At 58.0% G+C, this 25,282-nt stretch carries 27 protein-coding genes and 4 pseudogenes; 13 read left to right on the top strand and 18 right to left on the bottom strand.

Going from position 1 to position 25,282, the window contains the following annotated elements; genetic code table 11:
- The 3 genes and pseudogenes from istA to VSQ83_RS26660 form a co-directional block, all read right to left on the bottom strand.
- Positions 1 to 979: pseudogene (istA, locus tag VSQ83_RS26670) on the bottom strand (IS21-like element ISPst3 family transposase); the annotation flags it as partial.
- A gap of 33 nt (positions 980 to 1,012) precedes the next feature.
- Complete coding sequence (locus tag VSQ83_RS26665; protein ID WP_070414742.1) at positions 1,013 to 3,979, bottom strand: Tn3-like element TnAs1 family transposase; 2,967 nt, start codon at positions 3,977 to 3,979, stop codon at positions 1,013 to 1,015.
- A gap of 3 nt (positions 3,980 to 3,982) precedes the next feature.
- Positions 3,983 to 4,543, bottom strand: a complete 561-nt coding sequence (locus VSQ83_RS26660; protein ID WP_001161490.1) for a recombinase family protein — start codon at positions 4,541 to 4,543, stop codon at positions 3,983 to 3,985.
- Positions 4,544 to 4,840: 297 nt separating this feature from the next.
- On the opposite strand from VSQ83_RS26660, the gene VSQ83_RS26655 reads away from it, so the two are divergent.
- From VSQ83_RS26655 to VSQ83_RS26645, 4 genes and pseudogenes are all read left to right on the top strand, one after another.
- A complete protein-coding gene (locus VSQ83_RS26655; RefSeq protein WP_011711661.1) occupies positions 4,841 to 5,317 on the top strand; it encodes a DM13 domain-containing protein in 477 nt (158 codons plus the stop codon).
- 389 nt (positions 5,318 to 5,706) lie between these two features.
- A pseudogene (locus VSQ83_RS26905) lies at positions 5,707 to 6,471 on the top strand (PAS domain-containing protein); the annotation flags it as partial.
- An 87-nt stretch (positions 6,472 to 6,558) separates the two neighbouring features.
- Positions 6,559 to 7,017: a methyl-accepting chemotaxis protein gene (locus VSQ83_RS26900; protein ID WP_275941885.1), complete on the top strand. Its 459-nt coding sequence runs from the start codon at positions 6,559 to 6,561 to the stop codon at positions 7,015 to 7,017.
- 20 nt (positions 7,018 to 7,037) lie between these two features.
- A pseudogene (locus tag VSQ83_RS26645) lies at positions 7,038 to 7,300 on the top strand (Tn3 family transposase); the annotation flags it as partial.
- Between the two features lie 14 nt (positions 7,301 to 7,314).
- Here VSQ83_RS26645 and VSQ83_RS26640 read toward each other — a convergent pair.
- Positions 7,315 to 7,851, bottom strand: a pseudogene (locus VSQ83_RS26640) (IS21 family transposase); the annotation flags it as partial.
- Between the two features lie 543 nt (positions 7,852 to 8,394).
- Positions 8,395 to 9,237 (bottom strand): helix-turn-helix transcriptional regulator, encoded by an 843-nt coding sequence (locus VSQ83_RS26635; protein ID WP_047306875.1) that lies wholly within the window; start codon positions 9,235 to 9,237, stop codon positions 8,395 to 8,397.
- 75 nt (positions 9,238 to 9,312) lie between these two features.
- On the opposite strand from VSQ83_RS26635, the gene VSQ83_RS26630 reads away from it, so the two are divergent.
- The 3 genes from VSQ83_RS26630 (at position 9,313) to VSQ83_RS26620 (ending at position 10,905) form a co-directional block, all read left to right on the top strand.
- Complete coding sequence (locus VSQ83_RS26630; RefSeq protein WP_003464997.1) at positions 9,313 to 9,888, top strand: carboxymuconolactone decarboxylase family protein; 576 nt, start codon at positions 9,313 to 9,315, stop codon at positions 9,886 to 9,888.
- Positions 9,889 to 9,915: 27 nt separating this feature from the next.
- Entirely contained in the window at positions 9,916 to 10,038 is a 123-nt protein-coding gene (locus tag VSQ83_RS26625) for a hypothetical protein (RefSeq protein WP_256213827.1), read from the top strand.
- A 58-nt stretch (positions 10,039 to 10,096) separates the two neighbouring features.
- Positions 10,097 to 10,905 (top strand): IS5 family transposase gene (locus tag VSQ83_RS26620; protein ID WP_099421609.1). Its coding sequence is split into 2 segments (ribosomal slippage): positions 10,097 to 10,427 and positions 10,427 to 10,905, totalling 810 coding nucleotides; the frame shifts between segments, so codons are not numbered across the junction.
- A gap of 37 nt (positions 10,906 to 10,942) precedes the next feature.
- On the opposite strand, the gene VSQ83_RS26615 is transcribed toward VSQ83_RS26620, so the two are convergent.
- The 5 genes from VSQ83_RS26615 to VSQ83_RS26595 form a co-directional block, all read right to left on the bottom strand.
- A complete protein-coding gene (locus tag VSQ83_RS26615; protein ID WP_047306878.1) occupies positions 10,943 to 11,557 on the bottom strand; it encodes a recombinase family protein in 615 nt (204 codons plus the stop codon).
- Between the two features lie 382 nt (positions 11,558 to 11,939).
- Positions 11,940 to 12,377 (bottom strand): DUF6530 family protein, encoded by a 438-nt coding sequence (locus VSQ83_RS26610; protein WP_326427932.1) that lies wholly within the window; start codon positions 12,375 to 12,377, stop codon positions 11,940 to 11,942.
- Between the two features lie 150 nt (positions 12,378 to 12,527).
- Complete coding sequence (gene mobF, locus VSQ83_RS26605) at positions 12,528 to 15,497, bottom strand: MobF family relaxase (protein WP_070414896.1); 2,970 nt, start codon at positions 15,495 to 15,497, stop codon at positions 12,528 to 12,530.
- Positions 15,498 to 15,507: 10 nt separating this feature from the next.
- Positions 15,508 to 17,061 (bottom strand): type IV secretion system DNA-binding domain-containing protein, encoded by a 1,554-nt coding sequence (locus VSQ83_RS26600; RefSeq protein WP_070414895.1) that lies wholly within the window; start codon positions 17,059 to 17,061, stop codon positions 15,508 to 15,510.
- Positions 17,061 to 17,447: a hypothetical protein gene (locus VSQ83_RS26595; RefSeq protein WP_032901706.1), complete on the bottom strand. Its 387-nt coding sequence runs from the start codon at positions 17,445 to 17,447 to the stop codon at positions 17,061 to 17,063. Before VSQ83_RS26595 ends, VSQ83_RS26600 begins: the two co-directional genes overlap by 1 nt.
- Positions 17,448 to 17,875: 428 nt before the next feature.
- Here VSQ83_RS26595 and VSQ83_RS26590 point away from each other — a divergent pair, with 428 nt between their 5' ends.
- The 4 genes from VSQ83_RS26590 to VSQ83_RS26575 all read left to right on the top strand — a co-directional run bounded on the left by VSQ83_RS26590 (position 17,876) and on the right by VSQ83_RS26575 (position 20,367).
- Positions 17,876 to 18,325 (top strand): TraD protein, encoded by a 450-nt coding sequence (locus VSQ83_RS26590; protein ID WP_070414894.1) that lies wholly within the window; start codon positions 17,876 to 17,878, stop codon positions 18,323 to 18,325.
- A complete protein-coding gene (gene stbB, locus VSQ83_RS26585) occupies positions 18,322 to 19,044 on the top strand; it encodes a StbB family protein (protein ID WP_070414893.1) in 723 nt (240 codons plus the stop codon). Before VSQ83_RS26590 ends, stbB begins: the two co-directional genes overlap by 4 nt.
- Positions 19,045 to 19,049: 5 nt before the next feature.
- On the top strand, positions 19,050 to 19,439 hold the full coding sequence (locus tag VSQ83_RS26580; protein ID WP_070414892.1) for a hypothetical protein: 390 nt from the start codon (positions 19,050 to 19,052) through the stop codon (positions 19,437 to 19,439).
- Between the two features lie 133 nt (positions 19,440 to 19,572).
- Positions 19,573 to 20,367, top strand: a complete 795-nt coding sequence (locus VSQ83_RS26575; RefSeq protein WP_070414891.1) for a SprT-like domain-containing protein — start codon at positions 19,573 to 19,575, stop codon at positions 20,365 to 20,367.
- A 562-nt stretch (positions 20,368 to 20,929) separates the two neighbouring features.
- On the opposite strand, the gene VSQ83_RS26570 is transcribed toward VSQ83_RS26575, so the two are convergent.
- The 8 genes from VSQ83_RS26570 to VSQ83_RS26535 all read right to left on the bottom strand — a co-directional run bounded on the left by VSQ83_RS26570 (position 20,930) and on the right by VSQ83_RS26535 (position 24,404).
- Positions 20,930 to 21,199 carry a hypothetical protein gene (locus VSQ83_RS26570; RefSeq protein ID WP_070414890.1) on the bottom strand — a complete coding sequence of 90 codons (270 nt, stop codon included), beginning with the start codon at positions 21,197 to 21,199 and terminating at the stop codon, positions 20,930 to 20,932.
- A 58-nt stretch (positions 21,200 to 21,257) separates the two neighbouring features.
- Positions 21,258 to 21,632, bottom strand: a complete 375-nt coding sequence (locus VSQ83_RS26565; protein ID WP_070414889.1) for a hypothetical protein — start codon at positions 21,630 to 21,632, stop codon at positions 21,258 to 21,260.
- Positions 21,633 to 21,796: 164 nt separating this feature from the next.
- Complete coding sequence (locus tag VSQ83_RS26560; RefSeq protein WP_139145743.1) at positions 21,797 to 22,117, bottom strand: hypothetical protein; 321 nt, start codon at positions 22,115 to 22,117, stop codon at positions 21,797 to 21,799.
- Positions 22,118 to 22,121: 4 nt separating this feature from the next.
- Positions 22,122 to 22,496: a hypothetical protein gene (locus VSQ83_RS26555; RefSeq protein ID WP_070414887.1), complete on the bottom strand. Its 375-nt coding sequence runs from the start codon at positions 22,494 to 22,496 to the stop codon at positions 22,122 to 22,124.
- On the bottom strand, positions 22,496 to 22,690 hold the full coding sequence (locus VSQ83_RS26550) for a hypothetical protein (protein WP_070414886.1): 195 nt from the start codon (positions 22,688 to 22,690) through the stop codon (positions 22,496 to 22,498). Before VSQ83_RS26550 ends, VSQ83_RS26555 begins: the two co-directional genes overlap by 1 nt.
- Positions 22,687 to 23,004 carry a TrfB-related DNA-binding protein gene (locus VSQ83_RS26545; RefSeq protein ID WP_070414885.1) on the bottom strand — a complete coding sequence of 106 codons (318 nt, stop codon included), beginning with the start codon at positions 23,002 to 23,004 and terminating at the stop codon, positions 22,687 to 22,689. Before VSQ83_RS26545 ends, VSQ83_RS26550 begins: the two co-directional genes overlap by 4 nt.
- A gap of 53 nt (positions 23,005 to 23,057) precedes the next feature.
- Entirely contained in the window at positions 23,058 to 23,516 is a 459-nt protein-coding gene (locus VSQ83_RS26540) for a hypothetical protein (RefSeq protein ID WP_070414884.1), read from the bottom strand.
- 54 nt (positions 23,517 to 23,570) lie between these two features.
- Positions 23,571 to 24,404 carry a DUF932 domain-containing protein gene (locus VSQ83_RS26535; RefSeq protein ID WP_070414883.1) on the bottom strand — a complete coding sequence of 278 codons (834 nt, stop codon included), beginning with the start codon at positions 24,402 to 24,404 and terminating at the stop codon, positions 23,571 to 23,573.
- A gap of 179 nt (positions 24,405 to 24,583) precedes the next feature.
- Here VSQ83_RS26535 and VSQ83_RS26530 point away from each other — a divergent pair, with 179 nt between their 5' ends.
- A complete protein-coding gene (locus VSQ83_RS26530) occupies positions 24,584 to 24,886 on the top strand; it encodes a type II toxin-antitoxin system RelE/ParE family toxin (protein ID WP_032901694.1) in 303 nt (100 codons plus the stop codon).
- Positions 24,883 to 25,176 (top strand): addiction module antidote protein, encoded by a 294-nt coding sequence (locus VSQ83_RS26525; protein ID WP_032901693.1) that lies wholly within the window; start codon positions 24,883 to 24,885, stop codon positions 25,174 to 25,176. The genes VSQ83_RS26530 and VSQ83_RS26525 overlap by 4 nt, the downstream gene beginning before the upstream one ends.
- The last annotated feature ends 106 nt before the right edge of the window (positions 25,177 to 25,282 follow it).

Below are 25,282 nucleotides of genomic sequence, written 5' to 3'. Positions count from 1 at the left end.
GACCGATCTCCTCGGTCTGGCCACGCAGGCGGTCGTAGCGCGCCGTGTTAGCGACGGGGGCTTCCTTGAGCGACAAGTGGGTTTCGACGCTGGGTGGTGGTTCGGTCGCGGCCAGGCGCGCCACGACATTGAGGATGTGTTCGGCGCTCAGGCTGCCGCTTTCCAGTACCAGCTCAACAGCCACCAGCACCGCATCGAGCCCGGCGACCGGTACGGCAGCCAGAACTTGCGCCATGATCCGGTCACCGCCGGCATGACGCCCCAGACCGTGCTTAAGCTGACGCAGCGGCGCCGGCAGATCAGCAAAGGGCGCGCCGTTGCGCAGCGCACCGGGCTTGCGTTCGATCAGCGGGAGGTAGTGCTGCCAGTCATAGCTGACCTGGTCGCGATCCAGCAAGCGGACATGGCTGGCGATCAGCGCGTCGTCAGCCACCACCTCGATTCGCGTCGGATACAAACGGCTGCTGACCCACTTACCCGCATACTCACACGGCACCGAGTAGCGGTTGCGCCCGACGCTGACCAGGCAGGTGCTGGAGACCCGCGCAGGCCGCTCGACGTAACCGTCGAATGGCGCTGGCACAGGCATCAGTTCAGCGCGCTCCAACTCCAGCACTTCGGCCACACTCAGCCCGCTGTATTGAGGGTGCGTCAGCTCGTTCCAAAGCGCGCGGCAGCGCTGGCCCAGCCAGGCATTGAGTTCCTCGAAGGAGTGAAACTGGCAGTCCTGGGCGTCTAGCCAGATACGCCTGCGGCTGTCTTGCACGTTCTTTTCAACGATGCCCTTTTCCCAACCAGCGGCGACGTTGCAGAAGTCCGGATCGAACAGGTAATGCGCGCACATCACCGCAAAGCGCGCATTCACCGCCCGGCCTTTGCCCTTATTGACCTTGTCGACGGCGGTCTTCATGTTGTCGTAGATGCCCCGGCGCGGCACGCCGCCCAAGGAGCCGAACGAGCGTGTATGGGCGTCAAATAAGGGGCGAATAGAGAAAACGGAAAAAATCGTACGCTAAGGTTTTCCGGGCAACCGTAGCGGCCTGAACTTCCCGTCTTCAAGCCGGCGGCTCTGCCGCCAGACGTAATCGCCGGTTAGGTTGATGTGTTCCCAACCCAGCGGCGACAGGTATTGCAGCAGCTCGCCGTCCACCGGCTTACCAGCCTCGACCAGCCCCTGGGTGGCGCGTTCCAGATACACTGTGTTCCACAGCACGATAGCCGCCGTCACCAGGTTGAGGCCGCTGGCCCGGTAGCGCTGCTGCTCGAAGCTCCGATCCCTGATTTCGCCGAGGCGGTTGAAGAACACCGCCCTGGCCAGGGAGTTGCGCGCTTCACCCTTGTTCAGGCCGGCATGCACGCGACGGCGCAGCTCGACGCTTTGCAGCCAGTCGAGGATGAACAGCGTGCGCTCGATCCGGCCCAGCTCGCGCAGGGCCACGGCCAGTCCGTTCTGGCGCGGGTAGCTGCCGAGCTTGCGCAGCATCAGCGAGGCGGTGACGGTGCCCTGCTTGATCGAGCTGGCCAGGCGCAGGATGTCGTCCCAGTGGGCACGCACGTGCTTGATGTTCAGGGTGCCGCCGATCAGCGGGCGCAACGTCGGGTAGGCTTGCACGCCCTGCGGCACGTACAGCTTGGTTTCGCCGAGGTCGCGGATGCGCGGCGCGAAGCGGAAGCCTAGCAGGTGCATCAGGGCAAAGACGTGATCGGTGAAGCCGGCCGTGTCGGTGTAGTGCTCCTCGATCCGCAGGTCGGACTCGTGGTACAGCAGGCCGTCGAGCACATAGGTGGAATCGCGGACGCCGACATTCACCACGCGGGTGCTGAACGGCGCGTACTGGTCGGAGATATGGGTATAGAACAGCCGTCCCGGCTCGCTACCGTACTTCGGGTTGACGTGCCCGGTGCTCTCGCCCCGGCCACCCGCGCGGAAGCGCTGGCCATCGGAGGATGAGGTCGTGCCGTCGCCCCAGTGGGCGGCAAAGGCGTGGCGATACTGGTGGTTGACCAGCTCGGCCAAGGCCGCCGAATAGGTTTCGTCGCGGATGTGCCAGGCTTGCAGCCAGGACAGCTTGGCGTAGGTCAGGCCGGGGCTCGACTCGGCCATCTTGGTCAGCCCGAGGTTGATCGCATCACCGAGGATTGCGGACAGCAGCAACGTCCTGTCTTTGGCCTCGGCCCCGTCCTTCAAGTGGGTGAAGTGGCGGCTGAAGCCCGTCCAGTCGTCCACGTCCATCAGCAGTTCGGTGATCTTGATGCGCGGCAGTAACTGGCTGGTTTGGTCGATCAGCGCCTGCGCCCGATCCGGCACCGCCGCATCCAGCGGGGTGATTTTCAGCCCTGACTCGGTGAGGATGGCATCGGGCAGCTCGTTGTCCTTGGCCAGGCGGGTGACGGTGGCCAACTGCTCGTCCAGCAGCTGCAAACGCTCTTCCAGGTACTGGTCGCTGTTCGGGTTGATCGCCAGGGGCAGGGCCTGCTCGCGCTTGAGTGCGGCGAACTTCTCGGCCGGCAGCAGGTAGTCGTCGAAGTCGCGGAACTGCCGCGAGCCCTTGACCCAGATGTCGCCGGAGCGCAGGGCGTTCTTCAGCTCGGACAGCGCGCAGATTTCGTAGAAGCGCCGGTCGAGGCCTTCCGGGGTGATCACCAGCGGCTTCCAGCGCGGCTTGATGAAGGCAGTGGGGGCATCGGCCGGCACCTTGCGCAGGTTGTCGGCGTTCATCTCGCGCAGGGTCTGCACGGCTGCCAGCACGCCTTGCGCGGCCGGGGCGGCGCGCAGCTCCAGTACCTCCAGCAGGGCCGGCGTGTAGCGGCGCAGGGTGGCGAAGTTCTCGCCGACCAGGTGCAGGTGGTCGAAGCCCTCCGGCCGGGCCAGCAGCTCGGCCTCACTGACGCTCTCGGTGAACTCGTCCCAGGGAATCACCGCCTCGATGGCGGCGTAGGGATCGCTGCCGCTTTCCTTTGCCTCCAGCAGCGCCTGGCCGATCTTGGAGTACAGGCGCACTTTGTCATTGATCGCCTTGCCCTGCTTCTGGAACTGCTGCTGATGCTTGTGTTTCGCGCCGCTGAACAGCTTGACCAGGATGCGGTCGTGCAGATCCACCAGCTCATCAATCACGGTTGCAGTGCTCTCCAGTACCACGGCGGCCAGGGTCGCATAACGTCGCTGCGGCTCGAACTTGCCAAGGTCTTTGGGCGTCATCTGCCCACCCTCGCGGGCCAGCTTGAGCAGGCGGTTCTGGTGGATGTGCCGGCCAAGGCCTTCGGGCAAGTCCACCAGCTGAAATGTCTTCAGCCGTTCGATGTGCTCAAGCATGTGGCGGGAGTTGGGTTTCAGCGGTGCCTGCCGCAGCCAGGTCAACCAGGTGATGCTGCTGCCGGCCTTGAGCTTAAGCAACTCGTCCAGCTTGGCCCGATGCGAGTCGGTGAGAGGTTCGACCAGGGCGCGGTAGACCCGCCGATTGGCTCGCGCAATGGCTTCCGAGCAGGCCCGGTCAATCACGCTCAGCGCCGGCAGGATGCGTCGTTTCTGCCGTAGGCTCTCCAGGGCCTGACCGGCCAGCAGCAAGCCTTTGTCGGTCTGCTGGGCCAGCTCGGTTAGCTCGCGCACCAGGGCGCGGAAGTCGGACAGGCCGAACGGGGCCAGTTGCAGGTAGGTGCGCAGTTCCTGGGCATGCTCGCGACGGGTCACGTCGCGCTCGCCGTACTTTGCCCAGCTCGCCGGCTCGGCCTGGACTTGCTTCGCCACCCACAGGATGACCGGCTCGGGCAGCTCGCTGTCGGTTCCCAGCGCGTAACCGGGGTAGCACAGCAGGCAGAGCTGCACGGCGAAGCCGAGGCGGTTGGCGTCGCCGCGTCGCTGGCGGATCAGCGACAGGTCGGAGTCGTTGAAGGTGTAGTAGCGGATCAGGTCATCCTGGCTTTCCGGCAGCGCAAGCAGGGTGTCCCGCTCCGTGGCCGAGAGGATCAAGCGACGCGGCATGTGTCAGTCGTCCGTGCGGAGGTACTGGTAGAGGGTTTCCCGGCTGATGTTGAACTCGCGGGCAAGCTGCGCCTTGGGCTCGCCGGCCGTCGCTCGCTGCCGCAGGGTAGCAGCCTGCTCATCGGACAGGGCTTTCTTGCGGCCCCGGTACGCGCCACGCTGCTTGGCCAAGGCGATGCCCTCACGCTGCCGCTCGCGGATCAGGGCGCGCTCGAACTCAGCGAAGGCCCCCATCACCGACAGCATCAGGTTGGCCATCGGCGAGTCCTCGCCAGTGAACACCAGGCCCTCCTTCAGGAACTCGATGCGCACGCCGCGCTGAGTCAGCTTCTGTACCAAGCGACGCAGGTCATCGAGGTTGCGGGCCAGCCGATCCATGCTGTGCACCACCACTGTATCGCCTTCGCGGACGAAGCTCAGCAGCGCTTCGAGCTGGGGGCGCTGGGTGTCCTTGCCCGATGCCTTGTCGGTGAACACCTTGCTCACCTGGGTTTGTTCCAGCTGGCGTTCCGGGTTCTGGTCAAAGCTGCTGACCCGGACGTAGCCGATGCGGTGCCCCTGCACGATGTCTCCTTGGTTGAAGGCGGCTTAAGTGCACTTTCTGTTCCGTTGTGCCTCAAAGCCCATTTCTGTCAGGCTGAAATCTATGACCTTCGCGGGCATGTGTCAACGAATGCGAAAGACCACTCTATTCTGACGACTCGGAGCGGCCTTGCCTGACGTCCGGTTAGGGTATAGCTCAATATGACACATGGCTGCAAATCGCTAATTTTCCAACTATAAAGAGCTATGCTCTCAAGAAGCGGTTGCGCTAACCTATTGTGATGGACACACCAAATAACTCACTGCATGAGGCAACCCATGAAAAAGCAATTAAAAATAATTCTGCTCGCGTCCCACCTGGCTCTGTTTGGCGCGGGAGTTGGGCTAGGGATCTATATACTTCCGATTTTGACAGCACAAGAAAACGCCACCATCGCCGAAATTGAAGAAGTGCAAAAGGTGGCAAAGTATAGCGGAGAGTTCAAGAAAGATCAGAAAGGCAGCGACGCCCTTCACTGGGCGAATGGACAACTTTTTGTTACGGATAACGAAATTGTATTTAAAGGTGATGTAGCACCTGGTCCAGACTACAAAATTTACCTGACAAAGAAACAAGCCACCGACAAAGAATCGTTTTTGGACATAAAGAAAGAAGCAATTCTGATTGGCGAATTGAAAAACTTCGGGAATTTCAAGAAAACCATTCCTGCAAGCGTCAACGTCAACGAGTTTACAACGGTCCAAATATGGTGCGAGCATTTCTCTAAGTTCATCGGCTCCGCAAAATATCAGTAAACAAGCTTAAACTTGGATCTTGCCTGTTCACGAATAACATGCGCCTCATGCCAATGGAAATTAAAGTCTTGCCGGGCATGAGGCCTCCCCTCCACGTCTAGATTCTTGAAGTCAAAATTGACCTCAACCGACCCTCAGACACTGACTACGATGCCTGCATACCCTGAAGCGGTTCACCAGATGGGCTTGCGACAGAGATAAGTACGCGCCAACCTCAGATGCCGCTAAGGCTCTATACGCCGCCTTATCGGAATGGGTGGAATTTTGCGCGCGAGCGTCTAATGTTATCCAAGAGCGAGGGCTCTGATTAGTCCCGTCTCCCATGAAGATTCGCAGACTAAGACCAGTATAAATTGGGCCCCAAGTATTATTTTATTTGCACAAAGGTAATGATTATGTTTTTCAATAAAAACAAACAACTGCTGGACACAGAAAATAAGCTCTCAGAACTACAGCGGCAGCTTGATTCAATAAGTCGAAATGTCGCGGAAATCAGATTCAGGCCAGACGGGAGCGTAATCTATGCGAGCAATATCTTTCTAGAGATGCTTGGTTACAAACTCGAAGAAATAGCAGGGCAGCACCACAGAATTTTCTGCGAAAAGAATTATGCTAACACAGCTGATTATTCGCGCTTCTGGCAGAAATTGGCTGACGGCCATCTTCAATCAGGTTTATTTAGGCGGCTGCGCAAAGACGGTAACTTAGTATTGATTGAGGCTACTTATATTCCAGTTCAAAATCAAGATGGAAAAGTTATTGAAATCATTAAGATTGGCTCAGATGTCACTCAGAGAGAAAACGAGTTACTCTCACTAAGAGCCGTCCATGCAGCCATCTCCCGCTCGATGGCGGAGATCGAGTTCACACCTAACGGTGACATCCTGCATGCAAATGAGAATTTCCTCCGTGCTATGGGTTATCGCCTCAGCGATATCAAGGGTCGACACCACCGAATGTTCTGTTTCGATAATTTTTATCAAGAAAATCCAAATTTTTGGCAGAGTTTAAAGGGAGGAACTTTTTTCAGCGGGCAATTTGAGCGCAAGACCGCATCGGGAGAGACCACCTATCTTGAGGCCACCTACAACCCCGTCATTGATGAAGCCGGCCAGGTTGTGAAAGTGTTAAAATTTGCCACCGACGTCAGCTCGCAGAAGCATAAGGCTGATGAAATCCGCCAGGCCGCAGAGCTTTCCTTCACCACCGCCGAGGAGACATCTCAAATTTCCGTGCGGGGCATGGAGTCCCTTGCTAGTTCAATTGAACTATCTCAGGGTACATTTAATTTAATAAACGGTGCGGTTATTTCGATTACACAGCTAAATGCTCAGGCTAAAGATATCGAGAAAATTGTTACCATCATCCAAGGCGTGGCAGAACAAACTAACTTACTAGCACTTAACGCCGCAATTGAAGCTGCCCGAGCGGGTGAAATGGGCCGAGGCTTTGCTGTAGTAGCCGACGAGGTTCGTCAGTTGGCAGCTCGAACTAGCAGTGCCACCGTGGAAATCCAGAATGTGGTAACTGCTAACGGAAAGCTTACTCAGCAACTGAATATAGATATGAACAGCATCGCTAGAAGCGCCGAAGAAAACAACGATCAGATCGCAACTGTAACAACTATTATGCGTGAAATCAGTGACGGTGCAGACCATGTTGCCCGTACCGTATCGACGTTGTTCAAAGACAATAGCTAGTGTCCAGTTTTAGGCAAAATCAGGATCGGAACTTCGAGCCGCAGCGCTACAGAGCCAGAAGCCCAAACTTGGTGACGGCCATCGCGCTATGGAACACGATGTATCTGGAGTGCATCACTTGGGGCTGGTCGAGGCTGGCAAGTCGGTGGGCGGCGAGCTGCTGCAATACCTATTGCCGCTGGGCTGGGAGCACATCAACCTGACTGGCGATTACGTCTGGCGGCAGAGCCGCAGGCTGGAGATCGGGAAGTTCAGGCCGCTACGATTGCCCGGAAAACCTTAGCGTACGATTTTTTCCGAATTCTGCGGGCTCCCCAATAACATCTCATGGCCCTGGCTCGGATACGCCACAAGCCAGAACGCACGGCTGGCACACAGCTTCAGATGTGCCACCTGCATACGCCGGTAAATGCCGCCGACCAGCAAGCCTTCCTCGCTCCAGTCAAACTGAAACGCCTCGCCAAGAGCAAAGGTCAGCGGCACAAAGGCCTGCGACGCCTTGCCCTGTCCCCCTCGCCAGGCACGGATAAACGCGGTGAGCTGGCTGTAGCCACCGTCATAACCTTCGGCTTTGATTTGCGCCAACAGCGCCTTGGCACTGCGCCGCTGTTGCTTGGGCCGCAGCGAATCGGCTTTTAGCGCCTGCTCCAGCGTGGCGTGAAAAGGGCTGAGTTTGTTGAAGATCGCGCGGCGTTGGTAGACCGGCGGCTTGGCCTCAGGTGCTCTGACCCACTTGCGAATCGTGTTGCGCGCCAACCCGGTGCGCTTGGCTATCTCATGCAGCGACAGCTTGTCGCGGAAATACATCCGGCGAATTTTGCCCATCATTTCCATACTGATCACCCTGTGTTCTCCTGCTCAAAAATTGAGCAGAAGCAGTTGAACACCTGGGTCAGTTTTCAGTCGGCAGAACAGCCTCTACTGGGTCAGTTTTCGGTCAGCGGCAACAACCCCTCTACACACGCGGTTTCAGGGGCGCATCACCTGATCCGTGGGAGTTGTTCATCACGTCCAGGAGCGCGCCTGTCGTTTTCAGAAGACGGCTGCACTGAACGTCAGAAGCCGACTGCACTATAGCAGCGGAGGGGTTGGATCCATCAGGCAACGACGGGCTGCTGCCGGCCAATAGCCGACAATGACGACACTGGAAATCCCCGCCTGTGAGCGTCGGCTCAGGGCGGGACAGCGTCATCCAGCTACCTGCGCCACTGACTCAGCCTTGTCCAGCCGGCCGCGCCGCACGAACAGACTGACCAGCCGTTGACGGATCGCCACCTGGAGTTCCGCCAGTTGTTCCGGCGTGATGCGAATTTCACCCGCTCGACGAGCGCAACACCGGCGCCGCCTACGCCAAGAACCGGCGAATCGAACTCAAACTCACGAACCGCTGAGCGCCGCGTCACCGCGCTGCTGCGCCAGCCAGTCGCGCGGGGCGCAGCCCATGCGCACGCGGAAGGCGCGCGCCAGAGCGTTCGGGCTGCCGTAGCCGACGCGGTCGGCCACCACCGCCACCGGCCGCCCCTGCTTGAGCAGGGTGCAACTGACGTTCATCCGCCAGTCGGCCAGATAGTCGCCCGGCGTGACGCCCACCGCGTCCTTGAACGCGGCGGCGAAGCGCGCGCGTGACATGCCCGCCTTCGCCGCCAGCGCCTCGAGCGACCACGCGGTCTGCGGCGCATCGTGCATGGCGGTTATGGCGCGCGCGAGTTTCGGGTCGGCCAGGCCCGCCAGCAGTCCGGTGGCGCCAAGCCGCCCATCCATCAGATAACGCAGCAACTGGATCAGTAGCAACTCGTACAAGCGGTCGATGGCGGCCTGCCGACCGCACTGGTCGCGCTCGGCTTCGGCAAACAGCAACTCTAGCGTCGGCCCGAGGCCGGGCAAGTCCGCCAACGGAATCAGCAGCATCGACGGCAAGGCCATGGCCAACGGATTGCCCGTCGAAGCGCCCAGGTCGACCTCCGCACACAACAGCTCAGCGGTATCGCCGGGGGCGGCGACAAAACGATGCGACGCCACGCGCGGATAAAACAGCAGGCTCGGCTCGGTAACCAGCAGATCTTCATGCACGGGCGAACGCGCCGTAATCGGGCCGCGCCGCACCAGATGGATATAGCCATGCGGCGCCGCGTAATGATGCTGCCCACAGAAGGCGCCGCTGTGAAAAACGCGCGCCGAAAGCGAGTAGTGCCGGAGCAAGCCGGCCAGTCGATCCGCCATTCCACTCTCCATATAAGACGATAGGTTACGTATTTGATACTTTACGTGCCATATCGTACCAAACAAAGGGCGATCATGCCCACGTGCTCTTGCACCTCACCCACTACGGAGATAGACATGACCCAAATCGCCCCCCTGACCATCGACACCGCTGACGCCGCTACCGCTGCCACACTCAAGGCCGTCAAAGCCAAGCTTGGCATGGTGCCGAACCTGTTCGCCACGCTGGCCCACGCGCCGGCGGCGCTCAATGGCTACCTCGGCTTGTCCGAAACGCTGGGCACCGGCCGCCTGAATGCCTCCCAGCGCGAGATCGTTGCGCTCGCTGCCGGTCAAGCCAATCGCTGCCAGTATTGCCTGAGCGCACACACCCTGATCGGCAAAGGTGCCGGACTGTCGGCAGAGGCCATCGCCGCGGCCCGCACCGGCCAGGCGGCCAACGCACTTGACGATGCAATCGCCGGCTTTGCCCGCGCGCTGGTCGAGCAACGCGGCGTGGTGTCGGCCGACGCCATGGCCAACTACCGCCGCGCGGGGCTCGACGACGGCCTGATACTGGAAGTGATCGCCAACGTCGCGCTGAACACGCTCACCAACTACACCAACCACATCGCCGACACCACGGTGGATTTCCCCGTGGTCGCCGTCTGATCTCCATAGGCATATAAGGAGAACACGATGAAAATCGCACTCACCGGCGCTCTGCTCGCCAGCGCCCTCGTCCTGCCACTGGCCGTCACGGCCGGCGACTTTTCGCCCTATGTGGGGTCGTCTCAGAAAACGGAAAATAAAGCACTCTAAGAGTCGCTAACACCACTGCCCAAGAGACCCGCATGAAGCAGTTATGCTTCATGCCCTCATGGCAAGACAACCCGTTAGCAAAGAACTGTGGCTGCAGTTGCAGCCCCTGATCCCCACCTTCACTCCCTCCGCCAAAGGTGGCGCACGCAAGCTCGCAGTGAGCGATGAGGCCGCCCTCAACGGCATCTTGTTCGTGTTGCATACCGGCATTCCATGGGAAGACCTCCCACAATCCCTTGGCTATGGCAGCGGCATGACTTGCTGGCGGCGACTTCGGAATTGGAGCGCAGCAGGGGTTTGGCAGAGGTTGCACCAGGCCATGCTGATGCGTTTGCGTGAACACGACCAGATCGATTGGAGCCGGGCCAGTATTGATGGCTCTTCGGTACCAAGCCCCCGGGGGGCCAGGAAACAGGCCCGAACCCCACCGACAGAGGAAAACTCGGCTCCAAGCGGCACATCGTCGTAGACGCCAGAGGCATCCCGCTGGTGGTTCTTGTCAGCGGGGCGAACAGACATGACTCCATGATGTTCGAGCGGTGCTTGGATGCGATCCCTGGCGTTGCAGGCCTGCAGGGTCGACCTCGCAAGCGACCAGCGAAGCTGCATGCTGACAAAGGCTATGACTACAAACGCTGCCGTGCCCATCTGAGGCAGCGAGGCATATCCAGCCGCATTGCCAGGCGCGGCATTGAAAGCAGCGAAAGGCTGGGCAAACATCGCTGGGTAGTGGAGAGGACGCACGGATGGTTTGCTGGCTTTGGCAAACTGCGAATCCGCTTTGAAAGGCGCCTTGACATCCACGAAGCGCTTTTGAAGTTGGCAGCCGCGATCATCTGCGCACGCTTCGTGGATAGGTGGTGTTAGCGGCTCTAAGCCGATGGCGTAGGTGGCACTCATCGTGTCACGTGCGGGCAAGCAGCTTCTCGCCATCGGGGCGCAACTCGCCCTTGGGCGAAATGTGCCGGTACAGGGTCTGCCGTGTGATTCCAAGCTCCAGACACAGGTCACCCACCTTGGTTTCTGGCTGGCCCATCGCGGCCATGGCCAGCCGCAGCTTGGCTGCGGTCATCTTGAACGGACGCCCGCCCTTTCGACCGCGCGCCCGCGCCGACGCCAGGCCGGCAATGGTGCGCTCGGCAATCAGTTCGCGCTCGAACTCGGCTAGTGCCGCAAAGATGCCAAAGACCAGCTTGCCAGCTGCCGTCGTGGTGTCGATGGCAGCGCCATGTCCGGTCAGCACTTTTAGCCCGACACCGCGCCCGGTCATATCGTGCACGGTGTTGATGAGGTGACGCAGGTCCCGACCCAGCCGGTCGAGCTTCCAGACCACCAGCGTGTCACCTGGCCGTAGCGCTTTGAGGCATGCGACCAGACCGGGGCGGTCCTCGCGCTTGCCGGACACCTGATCATCATAGAGGTGGGCCGGATCGACGCCGGCAGCAACCAGCGCATCGCGCTGCAAGTCCGTCCCCTGGGTGCCGTCAGCCTTGGATACCCGCATGTAGCCAATTTGCATATTTTGTCCTGTCACATATACGTTCGATTATGTGACAGTTTGAGTCGGAAAGCTGTGGCCGTCAAAAATTGTCACTTAACCCGTTAGTTAATTTAAGACATGCAAAGGGTTCGTAAGACTAATAATGTGACAAAAATTCCGGGGAATCCGCTCGTTGGCAAACATGGCATTAAGTCTGCGTCGAAACCTGTGATCCCTACCCACAAGATCCTCTCACTTGCAGTTAATGCTGGTTGGCGACGATGGAATGCAGGTTGGTGTGGATCAATGCAGGTTCATTCGCAGCTAACGCTGGTTTGCCGGACCGGACAATCGCAGTTAATCCTGGTCGGAAAACGCCTTGATTGCAGGTCGGAACGTTTTCGTTTGCAGGTCGTTACACCTAGCATTTGCCTAGTTTTTTCAACGCAATCACCAAGCGGTTCAGACTCACGTCGAGATGCTCTTTGTTGGCGGCCAGTTCTTTTTTCATGATCTCCAGGTACCGCTTCAACTCCTCGTTATCGGTCGAAAAGGAAATGGGGAAGTCTTCAGTTGATGTCAGTTCGTTGCCATTTTCCGCGTAGCGAATGGCAGCACAGACCAGGGTGGCCAGATCGATCACCCTGTGCAGGGGTAACTCTTCAGATTGGCGGGACCATTTTTCGCCGGTATTGCGCCACACCTTGGCCGAGATCTCCGTGCAACCGGGCTCGTTCCATTGCGCCAGTCCTACCGAAAGCCCCTTCGCATCGGTCTTCGTCCTGTAAGGACCGTCGAGTTGATCGTAGTTTGCGACTTCAAGAACGGGCTTGTGCTTCAAGTGCGTCGGGATTTTCATGTGTTCGCCGTTTTAGTGAATTTAGTAAAATTACTGAAGTTAGTAATTTCAGTAAAGTTAGTAGAATTCGATCTCGAAAGGAAGGCCTTACTCGACATTTTTTCGAGTAGCCTTGGCTTGACAGCTATTTCCCGTTTTCTCTCTTCTTCCCTATTTAGTGTGTTCCATGCTGCCGCTTGGGCTGTTGGGCCGCATGCGTTTTTCGCGTTCCAAAGCGCGCTCGGTTTTTGGCCCATCCACCACCGTTTTCGGGGTGTGCGCTTTCTGCAGACGTTGCGCGTCACGCTCTTTCTGCAGAGCCAGTGCCGTAGATTTGTCGTAGCGCTTGGCAATGGCCCCCGGCAAACCGGCGATAGCATCGGTGTAGATCCTCGCCTCCAACCGTGCCCGACTGATGGCCACGTAGAACAGATTGAGCGAAGTGGTACGGCTCTTGGTGTTGACGGAGATCATCACCCGATCATTGGTCAGGCCCTGCGCACTGTGAACAGTCGCGGAGTAAGCGTGTTCCAGGTGCAGCGGTTTATTCGCGGGCAACTTCACCACGCGCTCGGGCTTTCCGTCGCGCTCTTTGGTCGAAGCCAGCTCGATCATTCCGTTGGCTGTGCTGACCACACGCATCCGGTCGCCGTTGGTGAGGTCGAGTGATGGGGTATTGCGGGTGATGCGTACCAGGTCGCCAATGGACAGCTCCGGGCGCTCCATCTTATAGACGCTGAGCTTCGTAACCTGTCGAGGGTTGATCTGACGACTCTCGCCATCGGCGCCGATCACTACAAGGATGTTCCCCGGCAGCGCCTGCTTGACGGTGTAGATTTCGCCACGGGCCAAGCCCGCCTTTTTGTAGTCTTTCTCCGGCTGAATCACCATCCCTTGCTGGTAGGTCGGGGCAAAGCGGCGCTCTGCCTGGGTCATGTCAACGCGGTTCAACGTGTCGAACTTTGTCCCTTGGCCCTCAAGTCCCAAGGCCTTGCGCGCCAAGGTGTTGATCTCTTTACGGTCTTTGTTCGTACCGGCAACGATCAACACCTCTTTGCGCTCCTGGTCAGTGAGCTGCATGTAGTCGTTCACAATCGCCTGGTGTCGATCGGTAGGATTGCGCAGTTCCTCAATGTGCTTGATGTGCTGCAGGGACATGGGGGTATTGCCATCGGCGGCGTGCTCGACGGCAATTTTCAGTTCGGGGTCTTTCTGCCGCTGGATTTCCTTGATCCGGGCGGTTTGCATGCCGTTCTGCTGGAGCTGGGCGAATGGCTTGCCCGCCTCGATGGCCTCGGTCTGTTTGGTGTCGCCCAGCTGGACAAGACGGGCGCCGGACTTTTCCACCAGGCGCATGAGCTGTTCCATCTGGCGAGCGCCGACGACACCGGCCTCGTCGAGAACAATGATCGTCCTCTCGTCCAGGGTCTTGTCTTTGGTGTTGAAAAAGCTGGCCAGGGTATGAGCGTCCATCCCCTCATTTTTGAGTGCGGCAACCTGGTTGCCATACGGAGCCAACGCGAGGATCCGGTAGCCGGGTTGATCCTCTGTTTTGCCGTAGCTCATTGCCTCGTTGACGGATGTGAGCAATTGCACGGCCCGTTCGACAGAGTAGGTTTTGCCCGTCCCGGCATCACCCTGAATACCCACAAACCGATTTGGCGTGCTGACGATGGCCTCGACGGCTTGCCGCTGGCCAGCGGTGAGGGTTGACCCTTCGAGTGCTTTAGCGACCTGTTCCTGAGACATGAGCGGAGTAACCTGGCCCCGGCCAGTGCGCTCAATGGCAAGAATGGCTTTCTCGCGTTTCAAGCCCTTCTGCGTGGTGTAGCGCTTTTCGGTTGGCACCAATGAACCCCGTTCGATGGCGGTGGCCACGTACTGTTTTGCCTGCTTGTCCGTCCAGCCTTTCAACTCCTGCAGGTGAGATTGCCAACCTGCAGGCGACAAAACAGGCGCGTTCTCCGTGGGCTGCGCCATTGCGTAGGCCGGTGCCGACTCTATGAGCGTGCCCTGTTTTACCAGGCGATCTATTTCACCCCTTACCTGGTCAGGACCGGCCAAACCTACCGAACGTCGAAGCGCCACGGTCATTAGATCCTGTTCGGTAACTACCTGCTCGCGCTCGGTCAGGTGATTGATTGCGTACTGCACAACGGCTTGGGCTGGTGTGATCGCTGCGGGTAAGTTGGGATCAGATGGAACACCTGCCCCTGACGCTGGGCCTGTTTCACCATATTCGCGGCCATCCAGCCGACTCTGTGGGCCGTAGTCGATTCCCAGCTCGCGGCTTTTCGTCACCCAATACTGTTTCACCAGGTCCCGGTCGCGTTCGTCCTTGTGCGGCCTGGTGGCCATGGAGATAACTTGTTTTTCAAGGGTGGTCGCGTCGGCCCGGGTTTTCCCGTCCTTGGCCAGCGCTTCCTCGATGACCTTGCTACGGCTGGAGAATGCTTCGATCTGTTCCCGTGAAATGTGATTCAGCTCGAAGTTGCCTTTGCCATCGAGTACGCGGATCTCGTAGCCCAGCTCGCGCAGCTCCAAGGCCAGTTGGCCTTTGTACATGGCATCAACTTCATGCTGAACCTTGAAAATATCGTCGTTGAACAAGGCACGCCATTTACCATCGGCGCGCTGCGTCATGTTCATGATCACCGCATGGGTGTGCAGCTGGGGATCCTTGCCGCGACTCATTTCGTGGCGAAACTTGCCGATGACCATGTTCCCGGTGCGTTCGCGAAGGAACTTGCCCTGCTCCTTGCGCCGTGCCTGGGCGAGTTTTTCGACGTGGTGCATGGCCTTGGCCACCGCCCGGTCGTGAGCCAGGGTGACATTTTTGTCGCCGGCGACGAGTGCTTGCATCGACACCGATTTCGGCGCCGAGAATGTCATGTCCAAGCCCATGCGCCGCTTGTTGGTTTCGGCATTGAACGTGGTGTGAATCCGCTCGCCGTTCGGCAACTTGCCATCAAGCAGTTTGGCCAGTTGCAGCTGATCGACGGGGCCGACCAGGCCGAGCCGTTCGGCACCTTCGCCTTGCCACTCGCCGGGTGTTTCCTTGGCGTAGTAGTCGTCTGCAGCAGAAAAATAACGTGCTGCAGCGTACTGGTTGTTTCCTCGAATCGGCGTGACGTTGAGCATGCAACCTCCGTTACGCCGCCTGACCGGCAACGACTATTCCCTGCGCTCTCTCTTTGTGATTCACATAGGGCAGCTTGATTTTGGTGATAGGGAAGTCCTCACCGAATTTCAGATAAGCCTCAAGGTCTTTCAAGTTTGAGATTTCGGAGTCCATGACCACGGGCTCTTTCTTGATCTCTGGCGAGCGGTTGCTGCGACCGTTGCTGAAAGAGACACGCATACGCCTGACTTCCTGCTGGCCAAGGATCTCGCTGGCCTTGTCCGAGGTTTGTGCGTTGGATGCGGCAAGAATCACGTAATTACGGAAGCAAGACAGCACCGTTTCTGCATCGTGTTGGCCATAGCTGGTGATCAACTGCGACCAGTCTTGCAGACTGGCAACCATACGAAGGCCGTGTTTCCGGCCTTTGGTGGCTGCTGGCACGAACGATTCGAGTTTGCCCAGCGACTGCAGCTCGTCCAGGAACATCCAGAGACGTTTCCCGGTCAGGGGCTCATAGCTGAGGATGGTCGCGCAGATCGTGTCAATCCACATGGCCACCAATGGCTGCATGGTCGAGCGCATGTCCTCCCGCCAGGTGATAAACAGATTGCCCGCATTCGGGTCTGTCACCCACTTATGGATCGAGAAACTACCCTTGGTCATGAAGCGCAGCGGGCGAATGTACTTGTTCATCATGAACTGAATACTGGCAATCGCCTTTTCAGCGTTGTCGCGGAAATAGCCCTCGGAGTCGGTGTTGGCCAGGAACGCCCGAATGGTGTCCCCATCCTCCCGAACCAGCAGGTTTACCAGCGTGTCCTGGTTCGGGTTGTTGGTTTCCTTGAGCTTACGCATGGTGTCGGCCAGTACGTCACGGGCATACGCGCACCACTGTTCATCACCTGGATCCACCTGCGGCGGGATGATGGATTTCGCCATACGGTCGAAGTCGTGAACACCCCTGATCTCGTTGAACACCGTCCAACCTGCTGACCGTGCATCGAAGGGGTTGAGAATCACATCGCCTTTGAAACTGAACTTTGAGTAAAAGGTGCCGTTGGGATCGACAACGGCCATCTTGTCGTTACGCTTCAACGCCGAGGCCATCATGCTTTCCATGGTGACGGACTTACCGGCACCGATGGACGCGCAAATCATGGTGTTTCGATCTTCAAGGTGCAGTGGCATCGGCACTTTGCCGACCATGATCGGTTCGATGTTATCCAGCCCACTTTTGCGGCGTTCCCGGTTGGTTTTGGCGTTACGTCTACGGACTTTGCTGTCCACGTAGTGCCAATTTCGCATGCGAGAACCGCGCAAATGCTCAATGAATCGTTCGCCACGGAACCCATCGTCGCAATACTCATTGAGGTAGTAGACCAGGGCACCGGCCACCACGGAGGTGGCCACCGTGCATCCGGCCATGATTGGGTTCTGTAGTGTCTGGTGCAATGTCTCGCGGAAGGCGCCGGGGAATGGTGTAAACGGCATCTGCGCCAGGTAGGCGCCGCCGACCCAACCGGCGATTGGCAGAGCAATCCCCGCCGTCAATGTTGCGCTATCGACTTCTTGTTTGTGCACTAGTCCTCTCCTGATAGACGTTCAATGTCCTTAGCCAACTCGGGCAACAGAGCGGCTAATGCTTCCTCGTTGCTCCCCAATGCGGACAGTTCGGCGCGCAGCTCGTTGAGCTTTCCTTGCGTGCTGTTCTGTCGCAGCAGGTAGACCACGATGGCCAGAATGGTTCGGTTAGTGGCCTGCGCCTGGTCGAGTGATTCGAGCAAACTCAAGATGCGTTGTTGGTCTGCCCACTGGTCGATTCCGCCCTGGTGGCTGTCCACTTTGGACGGCTCAAGCAGACGATCACGCATGTAGGTGGACAGGTGTTTGTAGCCTGCCAAAGCAGCCGATTCCTCGACCCTGGCCAGCTGCTCATCGTTCAAACGTATCGGTACGGTCTTCCCCACATTGCCCCCTCATGGCGGTCAAAATCCCCCCTTGAAATGGGGGGGTCCAGGTCTTCGAGTTCATGTATTACAAATGTAATACACAAAACACTAGTAAAATATGGCCAATATTGTATGTATGTAATACATGTGTATCACATGTGCATTCAGGCAAAACCCAGTGGAAGCACTGTATATGCTGGGCTGGCCTCCCGCTAGGGAGGTGCGTGATGTGTATTAAGATTTTGATCCTGTTAAGGATCAAAAATTATGCTCTTGTTAAGGGCGTATCCATCATTTAGGTCGAAGACCGTAGGGTAGGGTACAGATAGGGTGCAATATGGGTGCTGTAAGGCTGCAAAATGAATGCAGAAGGGTTTAGCTTGACTATGTATATGGGGTGAGTAGGATGCACATAGAGAGCAACAAGGGTGCATATAGGGTGCAATATGGCAAAGCTAGACCTAGCGACTGCATTGCAGGCGGTTGAACCGGAAACCAAGGCGGCACAAATACGCCAGGTGATGCCGATTATCGAGCAGCAATTGAAGGCCGGAGTGAGACGGCAAGCGATCCTGGATGTGCTCAAGGCGCAGGGGATCGAGATCACCATGGAGACGCTGAAAAGTTACCTGTATCGGTATCGCAAGTCGGTCAAGGCCGGAACGGTCGAAGCACCTGCAAATGTGCCGAGTTCGCAGTCAGCGGCGGTAGTGCCAGAGGCACCCGCCGAAAAGCCGGAAATTGTATCGTACGATACAAAGCCGGAAAGTCAGGATCTACCGGCGCCAATGGCGCCGAACGAATTGAGCAAGATCATGAACCCTGGGGATGATGTGAACGCCTCAGAACTGGCTCGCTACGAGAGTGTGAGCCCAAGCAGAAGGAGACGCACATGAGCAAAATCGCCGTAGTGAATTTCAGCGGTAACACCGGCAAGACGACTGTATCCGATCAGTTGTTGTCGCCACGGATGGACGCGCCACGCTTCGCCATTGAGACGATCAACGCGGGGGCTTCCGACACTGCTGCCGAGATCGAGCGTATGAAGGGTCGCCAGTTCGGCGAGCTGCAAGAATGGCTGATGGTCGAGACCAAAGCGGTGGTCGACGTGGGAGCCTCGAACGTTGAAGACTTCTTCAAGTACATGGGGCAGTTCGCTGGCTCGCAGGAAGAGTTCGATTACTTCCTGGTGCCCACGGTCAGCGAGAAGAAGCAGCAGGCCGACACAATCAACACGATCAAGACGCTTTCCGCGCTTGGCGTTCCAGCCAAGCGAATCCTGGTCGTGTTCAACAAGGTGCAGATCGACGATGCAGACGATCTGCCGCAAACCTTCTCGGCGGTGTTCGGCTTTCACAAGCTGGAGAAGAAATTCACCCTCAACCCTGACGCGGTGATCTATTCCAACGAGGTGTTCGAGCGGCTGCGTGCGCTCAAGAAAAACATTTCCGAGGTCGTGAAAGACACCACACCGTACCGTGAGCAGTTGAAAGACGCGAAGACCGAGGAAGACAAGGAGCACGCTATACGGATGATCTCGGTTCAGCGCCTGGCTAAGTCAGCCTGGAAAAACCTCGATGACGTGTACGCGGCGCTGTTCGGGAAAGGGAAGTAACGGCGATGGCCAAGGATCCGACAACCGCCCGCGAAGCGTTGGCGGTTCAGATGATGGAAGACATTGACGCCCTGGTGCGCCGTCTCGAAGAAGTGGACGGCGAACTGGGCACGAAAATGGAGCAGGCGATCAAGGACGGCGCGGCAAAGGCGTTGCTGCAGACGCGGTTGAACTTCGAGTCAATGATGGAAACCCAGCAGGTAGCGTTGCTGCAGGCTGGTCGTGAGGCCGCTGCCAGGATTGGTAACGAGCTGAACCGCAGTTCAGCGCCGTTGATCCTCGCAGCCGGAGGCTTGCGCCGTTGGTTCGTTGTGTTCGCACTTACAGCGGTGGTGTCGGCGATTGTCGCCGGTGCCGTGGGTGCTTTCATCGGGTATCGCCTGGCCGCAATGTAAGGGGGGGCGCCCCCTTTTTTGAGATTTATCCTGTATCGTACGATACAGGATAAACTTTCCGTATTGCCACAACCCTCCCTCCGCAGGCGATCAGGCCAGGGGGGATTTCTCGCGTGCGAGAAAAGGAGGACACATGACCGCAACTGCCAGTCAGGAACTGTACGAAGAAATCGAAGGCGCCTATGCGTACTTCAATGAGGTGCTGTTTGATGGCCAGCTCCCTGGCTGTCTGTTCACGTTGCAGCGCAAAAGCAACACGTTCGGGTACTACTCTGAGTCGCGCTTTCTTCGCCGGAACGGCGACGGAAAGAGCGATGAGATTGCGCTGAACCCTGCATATTTCGCGCACCGTCGCGTAGAGCAGACCCTATCCACACTGGCACATGAGCAGGCCCACCAGTGGCAGGCCCATTTCGGCAAGCGCTCCCGATCCGGGTATCACAACGCGGAATGGGCGAACAAAATGCAGTCCATTGGGCTGATGCCGTCCGACACTGGTGAGCCTGGTGGGAAACGTCATGGCCAACAGATGACGCACTACATCATCGAGGGTGGGCCGTTCGATCTTTCCTGCAAGGAATTGATCGACCAGGGCCGCATGTTGTCGTGGATCGACGTAGTAACCAAACGGGTTCCCATGTCAGCGGTGCTGCTTTACGGGCCTGGTGGCGAGCCGGTGCCAGGTACGCCGGAGGATCCGACGATAGATATATCGGCGCTGACCTCGGCGGGTTTGCTGCAGCCAGATCCTGGCAAGGAAGACCCGAAGAACAAGCGCAAGTACACCTGTCCGAGTTGCCACCTGAATCTATGGGGCAAACCGGGGCTTAGCGGTCGCATTCAATGTATTGAGTGCGCAGTCCCGTTTGTAGACTCGAAAGAGCTGGTCGAAGTCCCGCCAGAGGTGGCGGCTGAGAGCGGCGAATAGGCCCGCACAGATCGCGGGCGAAGCCCGAACCATTCCAACTTGCGGATCCAAGGGGGGCACCCCCTTGGTCGCCGAAGGCATTCCGATGCAACGGCCAGCGCACACAAAAATCGCCCAGCGAGCGGGGCCCGTCAGAGGCCAGAGCGAGCGATGCAGTTATCCACGGGGCGGGAGGCTTCTTGCCCGGGCGGTGGGTAACTGCAGGGTGATTTCCTGAGTCGTGCGCAGATCCAGGACGCGGGCTGTTGCATCGCCCGGGCTGGCCCGGGCTATCGGCTTTTTCCCTGTATCGTACGATATAAACCGAGTGGGGAACGTTGACCTGGTGCAAGCGGAGCGCGCAGCCCGGGACGGGCGAAGGCGTGAGGATCGAAGCCCGAAGGGCCAAGACCCGGCGCGCTTTTGGCCGGGGCTTGGTTTACGAGAGCCGTTTCGGCGAAGCCGAACACGCACAGCGGCGGGGTCACACCGGCTCGCGTTGCGGATATTCGCAAGCGGAGGGAGTTAGAGCGCGGATTCTCTTAAAAAGTGGGGGTGTAGAGCCCCGCGGATTCGTCAGATTTCAACGTAGCGCGGGGTATCCCTGGTGCGGTGACCACCGCTCCAGGTGATTATTGTGTGTCGTCGCCTTCGAGATCCGACAGCTATCTGCAAGGTCGATTTCCACCGGAAAGTTATCCGAACTGGCCACGGTAAACGAGCAGGCGCTACCGTGTTCCCCTGCGGCGATACGCTCTTGAAAATAAAGGTCAGCTACGGCCTGTGCAGCGTCTTTGTGGTCGCCCATTACTTCGACGTCCACCGTCCAGGTTACGGTGTATTGGTTGCTCATCGCGTCCTTCCCTTAACTGGTGGCAACCAGGTCGGTTGCCGGGGCGGTGGGGTTGGGATCATGCCGCCTGGCGGATGCCAGCGGCGAAGGCGCGGAAGTCGCTCATGGTGAGCCAATCCAAAGAGGCCAATGCGAATTCACGATCTTCGGCTTCTTGCTCTGCCTCGATCTCGGCGCGCAGGGCGGCAAAATCTTCGTCATGGCATGACTCGAAAAGATGATCGTATTCATCACCTTCGCCGGTATCGCCCTCGAAGTGGCCGCAAACCGTGCAATGGATGTTGTTATAAGCGTTGATCGCACCGCCTTCGCAGGCTTCCCAGTAGCGGGCGATTGCCTTGCCTTTGCACGCTGGGCATTGAACTTCGTCGTGGTTGTCGTCGAGATCCATGCCGTCAGGTTCTACACCAGGCCCAAATACGCGAGTAGCCATGTTGTTGCTCCTTCTCAGACTTCCCGGAGCGGTTGCCGCCGCTGGATCCGGGTGCCGAAGCGATATTGCTTCGACGGGGTTAGTATCTCAAGCCCCGCCCGACATGTCAACTAAATGTAAAATATTAGTTTACTTAAAGTGTGCATTCTCGCGTGCGAGAAAAATCACTCAATGACCCGAAACTGTGCCCGCTTCTGCCTGGCCCGCGATTCGCTACCTGAGTGAGCAAGGGAAACTTTCCCAACCAAGTCGCCGCCCTGGTCGGTGATGATGAAGCCAGACCGACCAAGCAGGCGAAGTGCTGCGGCCAGCTCCTGGTCTTCAACGTCCAGATCCGGCGCGTAGTAATGGGCTTGATACCCTTTTTTTGCCAGGACGGATAATGCTCGATCCCTGGCAAATTCGCTAAGCATCATCGGTTCTGGTCGCTGAACAAACAGCCCGACAACTCGCCCGCGCACCGCCATGTATGCCGTCTTGAACATCAGCTCAGCCCTTCTGCGCATTGCGCGGCAATGTAAGGTAAGCGGACATCATGCGATCTAGTTGGGTGGACAGCAGGAACAACGGGGGGCCATAGGTGCCATCGTCAAAACTCGGCTTCCCGTCAGCCCAGCCAGCCACAAACAAACGATGATCGCCGGCGACGTTCTCGACGAAAGCACCGTGGTTCAACTCGAACTCACTTTCCAGATTCCAGAACTCTATTGAATCAGCGTCCACGTCCCAAAGTTTGGCCAGTACCTCGCGGATCCCGAGCCTTGCCCCGTCGCGGTTCTCTGCCTCGATGAAAACCCGGCGCTCGACGCAATCACGGTCGGCCCAGGTGGGTGAAGTTGAAACTGCTAGAGCTCTATAAATCATCAATCACCATCCTTTGGTTGATCACGTTTAATTTTTTCCAGCTCGTCACTGAATGCACGATCCAGCAGCGATTGGCGTTTTTTCCACGGCATACGCGAGGGTAGCGGCTGTGCCGCGTACAAAGTGCTTTCGCCCTGGTAAGCCTGTGTCATGCGCTCCAGGTCGGCGCGGATCTCGTCCTTACTCTTGCTCATTTCGTGCTGGCCTTCCCCTTGCCTGCTGGCTGGTCATAAGGCGCTGCCATTTGCCGAACCTGCTCGGCCAGCTCAGGCGGGAGCCAAACCATCACCGGCACCAACTCTTGCGCCTGGTGTTCCTCCAGAATCTTGCGAACCCGTTGAACGGCGGCATAGACAAGCTGGCGGGACACGTCAGATTGTCGCGCCAGATCCGAAGGTCGCACACCGTCAACCAATACCGCCTTGGCCATCTCAACAGTGCCGACAGCCAAACCGCGAAAGGCCGGGGAAACCTGTTCCCATTGGGCGGCTGTGTACTTTGGCTGCATTCGTTTTCTCCGTAGGTGAAGCGCCCGCAGATCTGCCAGGCGCTTTTAGCGTTTTAGTGTGGTGGTGAACCGTGAGCCTGTCGATCAGTGAACAGGGTTCCTGTAGCGCTGATGGTGACGCGCTGGATAATCATCTGATGCGTGAGGGTGGCCAACCCCAAGAAAGCCCAGTAGCGGCCATGACAGAGCGCATAGATGCGCGTCAGATTTCCAATCTCGTACTTTTCGAGCTTGAACGAGTAAGTTTTGCCGTCAGCGGCGAAGTCCAGCACCGGTAGACGGGTTAGCGCGTAGTCGTAGCGCGCCTCTGTGATTTCTTGGGGTTGCGTACCTAACGAGGCTTCCTGGGCCAGCAAGAAGGCTTCTTCATCACCCAGCACCGCGCCGGGGTGGCAGACGCGCAACTCGGGCAGCATCAGCATTCTGCAGCGGGTTGCCCACATATTTGGGGCGATCTCGCGGGCATAGTCGATGATCGAAGTTTGGCCGGGTACATAGAAAACTTTGGACATGGCTGTATCTCCTACCGCACAAGAACCGGGCGCACTAGGCGCCCGGTTGGGTGATTAAGCGGCCTGCTGAGTGCGCAGGGCCTGGGCCAGAACCCACAGGGCGCGATTCAGTTTCACGTCCTGGTCAATGCCACCAACGGCGCGGGTAGTCGCCCGGCGCCCTTGCTTGTTACGGCCTCGCAAGCCCCCCTTGATCGAGTTTTCTTGAATGCGGTTGAAGGTAGTCCACAAGTCGTTGTCGTAGTCCTGGACACGGCGCGGGCTGAGCAACTGGCTGGACGTCACCGGCGCCGGTCCCTCTTTCGGGTCGTAGCGGTAGGCCAGCGCGGCCATGGCGAAGGCTTCTTGCTCGTCCGGGCGCAGCTTGATTTGCTTCATGCACTCGCGCTGATCGTTCACGGCGTCGAACTGATTGAGCACTTCATAGGCTCCCTCGATCACGTCGCTGATTACGTCACCGCGACCGCTGTGCCGTACTTTCTGATCAATCGAGCAATCGCCGATTACCAGGCCATTGGCGCAAACAAACCGGAATATACCCGCCATCATCTGGTAGCTGCTGGTGCCGTCATGGCTGTTCAGCAGAATGATTTCGTTGGCCTCCTTGTTCATGATGGTGTTGGCATGGCGCAGGCGCAGCATGTGTTTAGTGTGTTCGCGTTTGTCAGAGTTACGAACGCGGGTTTGGCACGCCATGAATGGCTCGAAGCCTTCGGCGCGCAGCGCGTCGAGTACCTTAATCGTTGGGATGTACAGGTAACGATCGGAGCGACTGTCGTGCGCTTCCTCGGCAAAAATCGAAGGTGCAACGCTCGCAATCTGTTCATTGCTCAAGGCTGCATCGCTGCGGATCATGCAAGGGTTACGGAAGTTACTGGATAGACGCATTTTTGAATCTCCTTCGCAGAATTCCCGGAGCGGTTGCCGCCGCTGGTTCCGGGCTATCGAGGCGGTGTTGCTTCGACGTGGTAAGTATCTCAAATGCAGCGTATTACGTCAACTATCTGTAAAATATTATTGTACATAAAGTGCTTGCGCTTCCGTGATTTATAAACTACAATCAGTCTATGAAAACGATCAAACAAACCGCCACGTTTATGACGTGGGAACGCAAGCTCAAAGATCACCGCGCAAAGGCGATCATTGCGGCGCGGGTATTCCGGGTAGCCAACGGCCTTTTGGGTGACGTTGAGCCGGTTGGCCAAGGCGTAAGCGAGTTGCGTATTCACTACGGCCCCGGCTACCGGGTCTATTTTCAGCAACGCGGCAATGAGCTTGTGCTGTTGTTGTGCGGTGGCGACAAAAGCAGCCAGGCACGCGATATAGAAACCGCCAAGATGCTTGCCAGTCAGTGGAGTGAGGACGAATGAAAGAGCCAATCTATGAATATGATCCAGCGGCAGCGCTGACCGATCCTGAAAGCATTGCCATCTTTATGAGCGATGCTTTTGAAACCGGCGACGCTGGCTACATTGCCAAAGCGCTAGGCGTTGTTGCCCGCGCCAAAGGCATGACAGAGCTGGCCAAAGAATCCGGGTTGTCACGTGAGCAGCTTTACCGTTCGTTCAGTGACAAGGGCAATCCAACCCTAAAAACCATGCTCGCCGTCATGCGCGCTGTCGGCCTCGATCTGACAACCCGGCAACACGCACACCCTTGATTCTCGCGTGCGAGAAAAGCGGCGAATTGCTTGACGCCGCCGCTCTCGCGGGCTGCTCCGAGGCCGAGTGTTAGAGCGGTAAATAAACGCTTTTCAGCCGTCCGCG

The organism is Pseudomonas sp. DSV-1 (assembly GCF_035830915.1).
Taxonomy (GTDB): Bacteria; Pseudomonadota; Gammaproteobacteria; order Pseudomonadales; family Pseudomonadaceae; genus Aquipseudomonas.
Note: the sequence above shows the minus strand (reverse complement) of the source record. Positions and strands in the feature narration are given on the sequence as shown.